Here is a 13,093-nt window from a genome sequence, read left to right as displayed (position 1 = left end):
TCACTGCGCTGGGGTATGCGGGAGGAGAGCCTGACGGCACCCCTCCCGGCAACGCGTTAGATGACAATGAAGTCTGCAGCCGAAAGATCCAGATTTGTGTTCAGGTGTGCAAACTGAACGGCCGCTCCCTGTCCGGAACCATCGGCGTCGTAAGACAATATTCCACTGTCGGTGTCGTAGATGATGCGGTCGTCGGCATCATGAGCAGCGCCGGCTGCGCTCTTGTAGAATGAGCCCAGGGCGAGGGCGCCGTCGCCGCCAACGCTGGCAAAGATGAGGTTGTCCAGCAGGATCGTATCGTCGGCGACCTTGAAGTCCTTGATCCAGTCGATATTGCCGTTCCCGAGTTCTGTCGAGAAGCGGAAATAGTCGTCGCCGGCGCCGCCGGTCAGCGTATCGGCAGCCAGCCCGCCATCCAAAAGGTCGCTGCCGCCGCCGCCGTTGAGCGTATCGGCGCCCGTAACGCCCGGCTGAGCTGGTGCCGGCGGGAATTCGACCGACACGTTCAGCTTGTAAGTCGAGCCCTCCGGCACGGATTCGACCCAGCCATCGCCAGGAGCCGAGTCCGACCATTCGCCCTCCACAATATAGTAGGTTCCGGTTTCCTGAACGATGAAGCTGGTGCTCGAATCGCGGCCGTTGTTGGAGCCGGGGTCGTTGCCGCCATCGTCGTTCTGGGCGACGATATTGCCATCGCTGTCCAGCACCCTGACGATGCTGTCATGGACATTGGGGTCGGCAATGCCATCGATGTCGATGGTGATGATCGTGCCGGCCGCCAGGTTGATGCTGTAATATCCGCCCAAGCCGTTTCCGGTGGCATTTACGGTGGTGTGAAGGGTGGTCGTCGAATCGAAGATGTCGGGGTCGGCGGTCAGCGAGAAGTTGTTCGAGATGTCGAAGGCGGTCGAGACCGAATTGTTGGTCGCGTCCGGTCCGAGCGTGGCGTAGCCGGTGCCCATGCCCGGGCGTGGCGGAGCATCGCCCTGATAGGCGAAATCGCCGAGCAGGGTGTCATCGCCGCCGCCGCCGTCGATCTTGTCGGCGCCGCCCTGGCCGGTCAGCACATTGGCCGCGCCATCGCCGGTCAGGTGATCGTTGAAGCCCGAGCCAGCCAGATTTTCGATCGAGATATAGGTGTCGCCGCCGGATTTGCCGCCACCCAGTTTGAGGTTTTGCCCGCTGGCCGCGTCGGCGTAGTCCGCCGTGTCGCTGCCGGCGCCGCCATTCAATATATCGGCGCCGCCACCGCCGGTCAGCGTGTCGTTGCCGGCGCCGCCGGAAAGTTTGTTGGCCTGGGCGTTGCCGATGAGATGGTCGTCGAAGAACGACCCGACGGCGTTTTCGAAGCCGACCAGGATGTCGTGCCGGATAACGGTGCCGCGCCCGACGATCTGCACCGGGCCATCGCCGTCGCCGCCATTGGCCGTGCCATTGGCGAGGTCGATCGTCACGCCGGCGGAACTGCCTTCGTAGACGACCGTATCAATGCCGGCGCCGCCATCCAGATAGTCCTGGCCGGCGCCGCCGATGATCGTGTCGTTGCCGGCTTCACCGTACAGGATGTCGCCGTCATTGCCGCCATCCAGTATGTCGTTGCCGCCGCCGCCGTTGAAATAGTCGCCGCCGCCCCGGCCCCAGAAATGATTTGCCGCCGACGTACCGATGAAACGGTCGATGCGGTCATCGGAGCCGATCAGGTTTTCGATGCTGTAGAAGGTGTCGCCGGTGGCGGTGCCGCCATTGGCAACGTTCGTCTCGAGGTTGACGAGCAGTTGGAAGGGGCTCTCCTTGCTGAAGTCTACCGTGTCGACGCCGGCGCCGCCCCTGAATATATCGACGCCATCTTGGCCGCTCAGCGTATCGTCGCCGTCGCCGCCGTCGAGGATGTCGTTGCCCTGGCCGCCGAGGATCGTATCGTTGCCGCGGCCGCCATAGAGCGTGTCATTGCCGTCGTCGCTCTCGGTCTGGTCTGGAAGGTCGGCGACATCGATGGTGTTGTTGATGTCGCGGCTGGCGAGCGAGTCGCGGCCGCCGATGATGAGATCATCGCCGCCCTGACCGAAGATCGTGTCGTCGCCGGCGCCGCCGTCGAGCGTATTGTTGCCATTGTCGCCGAAGATGACGCTGGTCATCGTGTTGTCGCCGATGGTCGGTGCGGTTTCGGTGCCGCCGTCTCCAGGCTGGAGTGTCGACTCGTCGGCGTAGATGATGTGTTCGACGTTGGCGATTTTCCGGATATTCAAGTTCCGGTTCAGCAGAACGACCGTGTCATTCCCGCCATTCGCTTCCTCGCGCACGATGTCGTCGAGAGAATCGACGAAGTAGGTGTCGTCGCCGCCATTGCCGGCCATGCGGTCGCCGCCGCCGCGGCCATCCAGCACGTTGGCTCCGTCATTGCCGATCAGGACGTCGTCATAGCTGCTGCCGATGCCGTTCTCGATGTAATAGTCCGTGCCGTCGGCGTTGTGCCCGGCAAAGATCGACACATTGTTGCTATGGCCGTTGACGCTGGAGAACTGCCCGGCGCGCAGATCGAGGATCGTGCCGGCCGTCGAGCCGGAGAAGTCGATCGTGTCGGTTCCTCCGGTGTCATGGATGACAAAACCGATATCGTGCTGCATGCCCGAGGAGGTCAGCCGGTAGCCGTCCACGGCACTGCCGAAGCCGTAGACGTTGTCGCCCGTGTTGAGATCGATATGCTGATAGGTGCGCACGCCGTTCTCGTCGACGGTGGAGAAAAAGCGGCGGATGACAGCCTCGATGTCGGCCATCATCGGCGTTGACGCCGACCAGCGGCTGGTTTCACCGACATCGATCCCGTCGAAATAGGACATGACGCTGTATTGCTGACGGTCGTAGGTCCAGGTCGCATTGTTCAGGTAATTGATCTGTACGCCGCCTGGGCCGCTGTAATTGTAGAGCCCGGGGTGGTTCAGCCCGAACTCATGACCGAATTCATGGATGAAGGAATCGAAGACATAGCCGCCAATATCCGTCTTGTTGACCTCGGTGTCGTGGAAACGCTGGCCGATGCTGACATAGCGGTCGTTGGAATAGGCGCTGCCGTCGTCCTCTTCGCCCAGTTCGGGGCTGACAACCTGCATCCAGTCCGTTGCGCTGTTGTATGGTGCATTGTCGACGATTTCGAACTTCAACGGGGTGACACTGGCCCACATCTGCAAGGCGCCGATCGCGGCGGCCTTGTATTCGGGATGGTCATTGAGCTCGGAGACATTGATCCTCAGCGTTCCCGCCGCGATCGCCGGCGTTATCGACCGGTCCAGCGCTCCAAGATAGGTGAGGAAGGCTCCGTAATCTTCGCTTTTGCCGTACGGGTTGTCCGGCGTCTGGTCGTTGACCCACCATTGATCGCTGGTTTGGCTTGGGTTCGGCATCCTTGGGCTCCTTGGTCTCGCAGCCGTGGCAATTACGGCTGTACGGTTTAGCAGTTGCCAACCACCGACAAGCATCCTCTGCGCTTGCCGGTCGAGCCCCGTCCCAGTGCCAACAATGCTATTGGAATTTTCACTTGTCTAGCGTCAGTTCGCGCTCAGTACATATGAAGGTTCTTGGGCGCGCTTGTACCGGCGATTTGAGATCCTGGTTTGGTGTTAATTGAGCTATCGCTAATCTATGGTCGTACCTCGCCCGTAGGCACGAGGGGCTGAATGCACAGGCGTGCTTCAGGATCCCGTTCGGCGCGCGAAATGCTCATATGTCACGCGCCAGGGGTCGCTCTCCGCTCGTCTCTCCTCGCCGATCCAGTGAAAGCTGGCGGCGGTGATCTCGGTGAACCGCCACCGCGCCTGCAGGCCGCGCGAGTCGGCGCCCATCTGGACGATGTCCTTGCCTTCGGCCCGCCCGATCTGGCGCGAGTAATCCTGGTTGGGCGGATCGCTCCAGATGATATGCCAGCCACCGATCCCGGGATCGAAGACGCGCAAGGTCGTGCCATACATGGTGGACGGGGCAGGGCGCCTGGGCCTGATCCAGATGTCCTGAATGGCGCGGCCTTCGAGCACCCAACCAAAGTGACACTCGCCATCCCATTTCTGAATTGTGCCGTCGTTGCGGTGGTGGAGCGTCTCCATGTCCCAACTGCCAATCAACCATCCATACAGGTCCATGTCTTTCGCCCGGTCGGCTGGGGGACCTTCGGATGCGAGAGCGGCGAGAAACGTCGTCATGATTGTCTCCAGGGCAAGCCACGCCGAAACGCTGGGCGTTCCAACCATCGCAGCGTTGCGGGTTGGGGGTCTTGGGAAAAATTGCGGAATGCTGCTGTGAAGGCAGCCGCCCTTCCGCGTTCGCGCCATACCAAATCTATGCGTTAATGCTAATGTAGCGTCGGCGGGTACCCCAATGCCCGCCTGGCCGGCGCCTCCTCAGGCAATCTCTTGATGAGCGGCGCCGGCCGCTGACTTCGGCGGCGACCAAGTTCCTGCCGGGGAAATATCAGGCCTGGCGGGAGGGTTACCGCTGGGCGGTTTTGGCCGGCATTTGGATATCGGTATGTATCCCCAGAACGTCCGCTGCCCAATCGCGCAGTTCCGGAGAAGCATCGCCCGATTTCATGATCATTGGAACCCAATCAATTCTCGGGCGGCGCTTCATCTTCCCAGCCGGCCAGCTCCGGCAGGTCGTCAAGCCAACTCTTCTCCGTCGCCGAAGCTTCGCCGGCCTGCGGTACCGCCTCTGTGGCGTTTTGCATGAGCGAGTCCATCCACTTGCGATAGGCAGGCGGGGCCAATTCCGGCGGCAGCACCTTAGCCTTGGCCAGCATGCGTTTGCGGAAACTGAGTTGCCGGCGCAGTTTCGTCGTCGTGAATTTTATCGCCTTGCCCTGATATTGCACCGTCCAGCGCCCATCGCCGTGGCTGGTCAGCCTGTCGATGGCAAAACCGGCATCGACCGGCCTGTCGCGCCAGGGAAGCTCGATGGCATTCCGCCTGAGATCGAGTGCCCATCGCCGGTAATCGGCCCCGGCACGCTGCGGCGGCAGAACGCCGGCCTGTTCGAGGATTTTCCTGCGAAAGGTAGGCTGCTTCTTGATCTGGCCGGTTGTCAGCTCGATGCGATGCCCACGGAACTCGACATGCCAGCGGATTCTCCCGTTGCCGACATATTTTGCCAGCCTGTCGATGGCGAACTCGTCATCGGACAACTCCACGCATCCCTGGCGGATGCGTTCGAGGATGTACTGGCTGTCAGTGGGCATGACGTGCCTTGGCTGGGGAACCTGGATTCGAACCAGGACTAACGGAGTCAGAGTCCGTGGGTCTACCGTTAACCTATTCCCCAGCAGGCGCTGTCGCGCTGGTGGGCCGCCGAAGCAGCCGCGCGTGCCTTGTAGCCGGCGCCGGAAAATAGTCAAGCCTAAGCTGCGTTTCAATCACAGCGTTTCATAGGGGCAATTACGCCCGGGTGGCGCGCCGCACCCAATGATCCTCAGCTCTCCGTCCGGCTGTATTGCGAATGTTCGAAGAACAGCACCACGCCGAGCGCGATCAGCAACGGGATGATCAGGTAGAACAGCCGGAACACCAGAAGTGCCGCCAGCACGCCGACCGGGTCCATATCAGACAGGCCGGCGAGGAACACGACCTCGAACACGCCGAGCCCGCCCGGCGCGTGCGAGATCTGCGCTACCGAGAACGACACCAGGAACACGCCGAGGATAGCGAAATAGCCGGGATTGCCGGCAACGGGCAGGGCAAAGAAGATGATCGCCGCTGCTGCCAGAAGCTCGATCGGGCCGATCAGCAATTGCCGCGCCACGATCGGCAGCGCCGGATAGTGCAGCTGGAAGCCGGCGATTTTCAGCGGCTTCAGATGCAGCCAACTGCCGAAGATGTAGGCGCCGACCAGGATCAGCAAAGCGATGCCGGCGGCGATCGCCAGGCCGTGGTGCGGGGCGCCGGAAAAGCGGTCGATGATTGCAGGCTCGAAAACCAGCACCAGGCCGCCGACCAGAATGCTGGAGAGCACGAAGGTGATCCAGCAGATCGCCACCAGAATGCCGACATCCTGGCCGGTCAGCCCCCTGGTGCCGTAGGCGCGGTAGCGGATCACGGCGCCCGAAAACACCGAGCCGCCGATATTGTGCGACAGCGCGTAGGTGGTGAAGGAGCAGAAGGTGACGAACAGCCACGACACTCGTCTGCCGATATGCAAGAGCGCGATGTGGTCATAGCCGGCGAGCGAGGCATAGGCGACCACCGAGCTCAGTGCCGCAAGCATCCAGCCGCGCGTCGGGATGGCGGATATGCCGTCCCAGACATCGTCGATCGAGATGCCGCGCAGTTCATGCCACAGCAACAACAGCGACCCGATGACCGCCGCGACACCGATGACCGGCCACAGATAGCGCTTCCAATTCGTGGCCCCCCAATTCATGGAGTTGTCGTCATGTGTTGCTGCCCATTGCCCAGGCGGGCGTTAAAACGTCCGCGATTCACCAATTCCCCCTCATTTCAGAAATGCCTCATTGAAGCCGGCTATTCAACCGGCAAGGGTGAGCAGCCGGTTCGCCAACGGCGAATTCGTCGTGCCAGTGGCAAGATGAAAGGCTAGCGAACGCCGGGACGCTGCAAAGCAGCGGGGATCTGGCAGGACGCAGCCGGCAAAATTTGAGTCCTTGCTCTTGGTGATCCGGTCCGGCGCTGCTACTCTGGCGGCAACTTAAAAGATTGAAGCGCCTGCTGCGTCCGGTTTTCCGGTTCGCGCGGCGCCGGAAGGAACTGAAGTGGAAGACCACGACACCGGCGCTGGCGCGCCGGAAGTGGGCGTGTCCAGGGCTTCGCCGCCATCAGGCGGGCCAAGCCCATCCGCCGGGCGGCCCCGCCAGGCGGGGCCCCAGTCCGGCAACGGACAGGCCGGCGACGCCCAGCATCAGCGCGGCAAGGCGAGAAAGCGGCGCAAGCGCCGGCGTGGGCGCAAGGTTTTTGCGCGCGACGACAGCCCTCTCGCAACGGCCGCGGCGGTCGGTGCGCCGGCCTCCGTCGGCCCGGCCGCTCCAGCGCCCGTGCCTTTGCCCTCGGCCCCACAACCCCGACCGGAACAGCCCATGCATCGGCCGCCGATGCAGGAACTGCCGGTGTTTGCCGCGCTCGATCTCGGCACCAACAATTGCCGGCTGCTGGTCGCGGTGCCGCAACGCCATGGCCAGTTCCGCGTCATCGACGCCTTCTCGCGCATCGTCAGGCTGGGCGAGGGGCTGACCGCCAATGGGCACCTTAGCCAGGCGGCGATGGACCGCGCCGTCGAGGCGCTGAAAATCTGCGGCGACAAATTGCGCAACCGCAAGATCAGGAAAGCCCGGCTGATCGCCACCGAGGCTTGCCGCACCGCCGATAATGGCGTCGAATTCCTGCAGCGCGTCGAACGAGAGGCGGGGTTGAAGTTGGAAATCATCGATCGCCAGACCGAGGCGCGGCTTGCTGTATCCGGCTGCGGCTCGCTGGTCGAGCGCGACACGCAAGGCGTGGTGCTGTTCGACATTGGCGGTGGCTCGTCCGAAATCGCGCTGATCGACCTCATCGGCCAGCGCTCGCCGCGGCTGGCCAACCATATCGTGTCGTGGACGTCGCTGCCGGTCGGCGTTGTCTCGCTGGCCGAGCGCTTTGGCGGCCGCACGGTGACGCGCGAGATCTTTGCCGCCATGGTCGATGATGTCGCGGTGCGGCTAAAGTCCTTCGACGGCCGCGACCGGCTGAGCCATGTGCTGGCCAGTCCGAAATTCCATCTGCTGGGCACATCCGGCACGGTGACGACGCTGGCCGGCGTCCATCTCGATCTCGAACGCTACGACCGCCGCCGCGTCGATGGGCTGTGGATGGACCGCGACAGCGTCGACCGCATGGTCGAAAAACTGGTTGGCTGGGATTTCCAGCAGCGCTGCGCCAACCCGTGCATCGGCGCCGACCGTGCCGACCTGGTGCTGGCCGGCTGTGCTATCCTGGAAGCCATCCGTGCGGTGTGGCCGTCGGAGCGGCTGCGCGTCGCCGACCGGGGCTTACGCGAAGGCATTTTGAGCGAGCTGATGGCCGATGACGGCGTCTGGCGCAACAGTGGGCGAGGCCGACAGTGACCAAGAAGCCGGAAAAGCCGGGCTCCGCCAGCATTCGTGTCCTCAAGACGCGGATCAAGAAGAAGAGCGGCCTGAAGGAATCGTCGCGCCGCTGGCTGCAGCGCCACATCAATGATCCCTATGTCCAGCGCTCCAAGGCCGACGGCTATCGCTCGCGCGCGGCCTACAAGCTGATCGAGATCGATGACAAGCATCATCTGCTGAAACCCGGCATGAAGGTCATCGATCTCGGTGCGGCCCCCGGCGGCTGGTGCCAGGTGGCGGCCGCGAGGACGAAATCGACGGCTGATAATCCACATGTCATCGGCATCGACTATCTCGAAATGGATGCGGTGCCGGGTGCGCCGGTGCTGCTGATGGATTTCCTCGACCCGGAAGCGCCGCAAAAGCTCGCCGAGGCGCTGGGCGGCGACCCCGATATCGTGTTGTCCGACATGGCCGCGCCGACCACCGGCCACAAGCGAACCGACCACATCCGCACCATGCATCTGTGCGAGGTGGCCGCCGATTTCGCGCTGTCGGTGCTGAAGCCGGGCGGGCACTTTTTGGCCAAGACGTTTCAAGGCGGCGCCGAAAACGAGCTGCTGTCGATGCTCAAGAAGAACTTCCGCTCGGTGCACCACGTGAAGCCGCCGGCGTCGCGGGATGAGTCGGTGGAACTGTATTTGCTGGCGAAGGATTTTAAGGGCAGAGAGCCACCAGTGGCATCGTCATCCTAGGGCGAAGCAAGGAGCGAAGCGACGCAGCGCAGACCCTAGGATCCATGCCGTGACGTTAACGCGTTGAAAACGCTGCAGAATTCTGTGCCGCTGCATCCTTCGATCAAGATCACGGAATGGCAACTGTGTTCATGCGAATGCTTTTTTATCGCGAATGATGGCGTTGAGGACGACGAGAAGCTTTCTTGCGACGGCGATGATGGCGAGTTTCTTGGAACCTGAGCGGGCTGCGATGGCGGTGTAGAAAGTTCTGAAGCGCTCACAAGCCCGGATGGCGCCGAGCGCTGCCATGTAGAGTGCGCGACGTACGCGTGATCGACCACCCTGGATCTGGCTCCTGCGATTGAGCTTGCCGCTCTTGTTGTCGAAGGGAGCAAGGCCGGCGAGTGCCGCGATCGACTTGGGTGAGCGTTGGCCGAGCTCGGGCAGGTGCGCCAGCGAGAACGAAGTGATCTTGGAGACGCCGGGTACGGAGATCATCAGCGCGTTGTCGCGGGCCATGTCCTCGGCTTGGGTAATGGCTTGGGCGATCTGCCCCTCGATACCCTTGATGCGGACATTGAAGGTAGCGATCAGCTCTTCGATTTCGGCGATGAACAATCGCGCCGAAGGCTTCGCTGCGCTGTTTCTTCAACGTTGCCCTGATCTCGACCATTGGTCGCGAAGGCGGGCAAGCGATTGAAGGTGTTCGCCTTCTTCGCGCGGTGCCGGCTCGGCTTCCGGGTGATAGCGGCGGCCATAGTCGCTCAGCATCCTGGCATCGAGACGGTCGGTCTTGGCGCGCCGTCTCGTCGACTTCGCATAGTGGTGGGTGTGCGCCGGATTGTGCCGCGAGAACGGCACGCCGGCCTTGGCCAGCGCATGACGCAGCAGGCGGTCATGAACCCCTGTCGCCTCCATGACGACGAAGTCTCGACTGGGATGCAGGCCTGCCACATAGGCAGCGATCGCATCGGCCTGATTGTCGATGCGATGGTATTGACCGCTTGCCTCATCAAAAAAGTCCAACCACTGCTTTGAGATGTCGCAGCCGACATAGTTCTGCATTATCATGTCCACGCCTCTTCCTGTGGTGCGGGGTCTGCTTGGAACAGCCCCGTGCAACTGTTCAGGTTGATGGTTCACCGGTGGGAAGGGACCGAGCCATGCCACGGCCTGTCCTCAAAAAGGACGACCAGGATCCTGTCGGTCTCCTTCCCACCCCAAACATAGCATGGGAACAACACACAGGATCCTCGGGTCTGCGCGACGCTTTGAGTCGCTTCGCCCTAGGATGAACGAAGTGATGAGGGGCGCTCGCCCCTTACTTCCCAGCCGTGCTCACCGGCTCCAGCGTCTTCGGCGTCGTCAGCCGGCCATGTCCCGACACGGCATTGCCGGCATCCGGCGCCAGCCGCATGAATGACACGGACGCTGCCGCCGACACCGCCGCCACGATGAAGAAGGCGATGTGAAAGTCGGAGAGCACCAGCGGTCCGCCATGGATCGAAGTCGAGACTTCCAGAATGCCGCCGGCAAGCGCCACGCCGAGCGCGATCGATAGCTGCTGGAACACCGCCGCGATCGGCGTCGCCTTGCTGGTGTCTTCGGCCGACACCTCGGCATAGGAGAGCGCGTTGACGCCGGTGAAGAACATCGAGCGGATGAAGCCGCCGACCAGCAACATGGCCAGCATCAGCGCGTAAGGCGTGTCCGGCGTGAACAGCCCGTAGATGGCGATCGATGCGGCGGCGATCAGCGAGCCCCAGATCAGCACCCGGCGGAAGCCGGCGAGCCGGAAGATCAGAGCTGTGACGAACTTCATGCCGATGGCGCCGATGGCCGAGACGAAGGTGATCATGCCCGACTGGAAAGGCGTCAGCCCGAAGCCGATCTGGAACATCAGCGGCAGCAGGAAAGGCACCGCGCCGATGCCGATGCGAAACAGCGAACCGCCGAGCACGGAGGAGCGGAACACCTGGTTGCGGAACAGTTCCAGCGCCAGCAATGGATTTTGCGCCCTGCGCGCATGCAGGAGATAGAGCACGCCGGACACCAGCCCAACCGCCACGGTGATGAGGCCGGTCGCCGGCGGCAGATAGGGAAGGCTGACCACCGACAGGCCGAAGACGACGCCGGAGGCCGCCAGTCCGCTCAGCACGAAGCCGACGAAATCGAGCGGTGGCGTCTCCATCGAGTCGGTCTGCGGCAGGAAGCGCGTTGCCAGCCAGATGCCGATCAGGCCGATCGGCACGTTGATGAGGAAGATCCAGTGCCAGGTGAAATAGGTGGTGATGAAGCCGCCGATCGGTGGGCCGACAAGCGGCCCGACCAGTGCCGGCACCGTCAGCCATGACATGGCGGCAACCAGCTCGCTTTTCGGCGTCGCGCGCACCAGCACCAGGCGGCCGACCGGCGTCATCATGGCGCCGCCTATGCCTTGCAGGAAGCGCGAGACGACGAAGGCCGGCAGCGAATTGGAGATGGCGCAGGCGACCGAGCCGACGATGAACACGCCAATCGCTGCGCGAAACACGTTCTTGGCGCCGAACCGGTCGGCCATCCAGCCGCTGATCGGAATGAAGATCGCCAGCGACACCAGATAGGCGGTCAGCGCCAGCTTGAGCGCGATCGGGCTGGTGTGGATGTCGACGGCAATCGCCGGCAGCGATGTCGCAATGACGGTCGAATCCATGTTTTCCATGAACAAGGCGACCGCCAGAATGAGCGGAATGATGCGGTTCAACGAACGCGTCCGAACTGGTCAAAATGTGCGTGCGGTCTGGGGGGCAAGCCGACACGAAAGGGCGGTTATCACGCCTTTACCCGTATGTCGCATTAATTTGCTGTCACTTTTGTGCGACCCGCGCCGTTGCGGCTCCGTGCTGCCAACCCGCAAAACCGGCTAAATCCTGTCGTCGCCCAGGTTTGAAGTCATCGGCCATGATTAGAATCGTAGATCGAGGTCATTTGCCATAGGGGCACGGAAGCATCTACGTGGACGATTTCACAGATGCGACCGGCGAACGCGCGGCCCCAAAACTGGCTCGCACGGCGATCGAGCAGGTCTGTTCCATGACCGCATCCTGTATTGGAACTGGCTTGGTCTGTACGGCCCGAGCCTATCAACGAAGGTGAGGCATTGGCGGAGGCGATCATTGCAACGGTCGAGCGGTTGAGCCGATAGCGATCATGCGTTGTTTGCCGAATGAGCCTACCTTATTTGGTAACGGAACAGATCACTGTAAACATCCCATAGCCACACTTATTCCCGCCATGCACCGATACTTTCGCAACCGCTTGGACCTCGCCTGCGAGCGATTGACACTGCTTTGCCGCCCACGCTTCAACACTCACGTCACAATAAAGGTATGCGCTGTGAGGTCCTCCGCAGTTTCTCTCATATTCACCCGTGCAAACCTGATACGTGACTGTCGTGGTAGTCGAGGGCGGTTTGGGGGGATCTTCAGCTTTCGGCGGCTGTGTCCTTTCTGGATCTGGATCGCCGGGCGTAAGGCTGAGCCAAACGACAGAGTCTGCGTCCGGATTCGACCAGACTTGGACATCGTTTACCAAGTATGTATTGGTAGACAAATATAAGGACCCTGTATAGTCGCGCTTGGGGTCGATCGTGTTAGTCAAACTTGGCGGAGCTTTCTGGTCGTTGGCCGTCCCTGTTGAGGCGTAGCCGACTATCACTTGGGGCAAATTCTTGCGAGGACGGACTACGTCCCCGATGCGTATGGGATAGGTTCGATCTGGGGACCCACTGTAGCTTGCAATGTTGACAAACGGGCCGACGGCCCAAACCTTCTTGCTCTTGTCCAAGTAACCAACGTAAGCCCATCCGCCCGAGCGCGCGCCCTCACCTATGAGCGGTTTGGTTGGGGGAAGGCTCATTGTTGCGACTATCGTTCCTATGCCTATTAAGAGCGCAAGAAACATAAAACCAATGAAATACTGGCGTTGCTGCTGCGCCTTCAACGCAAGCTGCTCAAGCACAATCTTGGCGCGATCGTTCGGCGGAATTTTTGCAAGATCGATACGAATGTATTCGGCAGCATCACTGGCGGCCGCTAAGCGGTCCTTTGCAGGGACAGCTAGAAGTTTCTTTTCCCGACTTTTCAACTTCTGTTGATATGCATAGGTAAGGGCGGCGACGATAAAGGCGATCAGCGTTAGCCCTGAGCCGACGTATTTGATTGCATCAAACAATGCCATAACAATGCCCCCGTGGCGTGCTCAACATGCTTATACAAATTGAAAAAGAAATAAAGCATCAGCATGCCACCGTGACCTCATT

At 61.6% G+C, this 13,093-nt stretch carries 10 protein-coding genes and 1 tRNA gene; 2 read left to right on the top strand and 9 right to left on the bottom strand.

The genetic code is table 11. From position 1 onward, the window contains the following. Window positions 1-56: 56 nt before the first annotated feature. From NLY33_RS23630 to NLY33_RS23610, 5 genes are all read right to left on the bottom strand, one after another. A complete protein-coding gene (locus NLY33_RS23630) occupies window positions 57-3,398 on the bottom strand; it encodes a M10 family metallopeptidase C-terminal domain-containing protein (protein ID WP_023705803.1) in 3,342 nt (1,113 codons plus the stop codon). A 288-nt stretch (window positions 3,399-3,686) separates the two neighbouring features. Then, on the bottom strand, window positions 3,687-4,190 hold the full coding sequence (locus tag NLY33_RS23625; RefSeq protein ID WP_023705804.1) for a hypothetical protein: 504 nt from the start codon (window positions 4,188-4,190) through the stop codon (window positions 3,687-3,689). A gap of 404 nt (window positions 4,191-4,594) precedes the next feature. Then, entirely contained in the window at window positions 4,595-5,221 is a 627-nt protein-coding gene (locus NLY33_RS23620) for a hypothetical protein (RefSeq protein WP_031196890.1), read from the bottom strand. A 9-nt stretch (window positions 5,222-5,230) separates the two neighbouring features. Further along, a tRNA-Gln gene (locus NLY33_RS23615) sits at window positions 5,231-5,304 on the bottom strand. Between the two features lie 147 nt (window positions 5,305-5,451). Next, window positions 5,452-6,399, bottom strand: a complete 948-nt coding sequence (locus NLY33_RS23610; RefSeq protein WP_023705805.1) for a lysylphosphatidylglycerol synthase domain-containing protein — start codon at window positions 6,397-6,399, stop codon at window positions 5,452-5,454. A 349-nt stretch (window positions 6,400-6,748) separates the two neighbouring features. On the opposite strand from NLY33_RS23610, the gene NLY33_RS23605 reads away from it, so the two are divergent. Continuing rightward, window positions 6,749-8,092, top strand: a complete 1,344-nt coding sequence (locus NLY33_RS23605) for a Ppx/GppA phosphatase family protein (RefSeq protein ID WP_023705806.1) — start codon at window positions 6,749-6,751, stop codon at window positions 8,090-8,092. Beyond that, window positions 8,089-8,811 (top strand): RlmE family RNA methyltransferase, encoded by a 723-nt coding sequence (locus NLY33_RS23600; protein ID WP_023705807.1) that lies wholly within the window; start codon window positions 8,089-8,091, stop codon window positions 8,809-8,811. Before NLY33_RS23605 ends, NLY33_RS23600 begins: the two co-directional genes overlap by 4 nt. A gap of 129 nt (window positions 8,812-8,940) precedes the next feature. Here the strand turns inward: NLY33_RS23600 and NLY33_RS23595 are convergent, their stop codons facing one another. From NLY33_RS23595 to NLY33_RS23580, 4 genes are all read right to left on the bottom strand, one after another. Beyond that, on the bottom strand, window positions 8,941-9,411 hold the full coding sequence (locus NLY33_RS23595) for an IS110 family transposase (protein ID WP_023709514.1): 471 nt from the start codon (window positions 9,409-9,411) through the stop codon (window positions 8,941-8,943). Between the two features lie 30 nt (window positions 9,412-9,441). Beyond that, entirely contained in the window at window positions 9,442-9,864 is a 423-nt protein-coding gene (locus NLY33_RS23590; RefSeq protein WP_023709515.1) for an IS110 family transposase, read from the bottom strand. A 250-nt stretch (window positions 9,865-10,114) separates the two neighbouring features. Further along, window positions 10,115-11,536, bottom strand: a complete 1,422-nt coding sequence (locus tag NLY33_RS23585; protein WP_023708778.1) for an MFS transporter — start codon at window positions 11,534-11,536, stop codon at window positions 10,115-10,117. Window positions 11,537-12,009: 473 nt separating this feature from the next. After that, window positions 12,010-13,011, bottom strand: a complete 1,002-nt coding sequence (locus NLY33_RS23580) for a hypothetical protein (RefSeq protein WP_023705809.1) — start codon at window positions 13,009-13,011, stop codon at window positions 12,010-12,012. Between the last annotated feature and the right edge of the window lie 82 nt (window positions 13,012-13,093).

It is taken from the genome of Mesorhizobium sp. C432A, assembly GCF_030323145.1.
Taxonomy (GTDB): domain Bacteria; phylum Pseudomonadota; class Alphaproteobacteria; order Rhizobiales; family Rhizobiaceae; genus Mesorhizobium.
The sequence above is the reverse complement of the archived record's forward strand: the minus strand, read 5'-3'. Positions and strand labels throughout refer to the sequence as shown.

What these genes read in the sequence shown, in the direction of transcription:
- NLY33_RS23630 (WP_023705803.1), bottom strand. Translation starts at nt 3,398, where the DNA reads ATGCCGAACCCAAGCCAAACCAGCGATCAATGGTGGGTCAACGACCAG.
- NLY33_RS23625 (WP_023705804.1), bottom strand. Translation starts at nt 4,190, where the DNA reads ATGACGACGTTTCTCGCCGCTCTCGCATCCGAAGGTCCCCCAGCCGAC.
- NLY33_RS23620 (WP_031196890.1), bottom strand. Translation starts at nt 5,221, where the DNA reads ATGCCCACTGACAGCCAGTACATCCTCGAACGCATCCGCCAGGGATGC.
- NLY33_RS23610 (WP_023705805.1), bottom strand. Translation starts at nt 6,399, where the DNA reads ATGAATTGGGGGGCCACGAATTGGAAGCGCTATCTGTGGCCGGTCATC.
- NLY33_RS23590 (WP_023709515.1), bottom strand. Translation starts at nt 9,864, where the DNA reads ATGATAATGCAGAACTATGTCGGCTGCGACATCTCAAAGCAGTGGTTG.
- NLY33_RS23580 (WP_023705809.1), bottom strand. Translation starts at nt 13,011, where the DNA reads ATGGCATTGTTTGATGCAATCAAATACGTCGGCTCAGGGCTAACGCTG.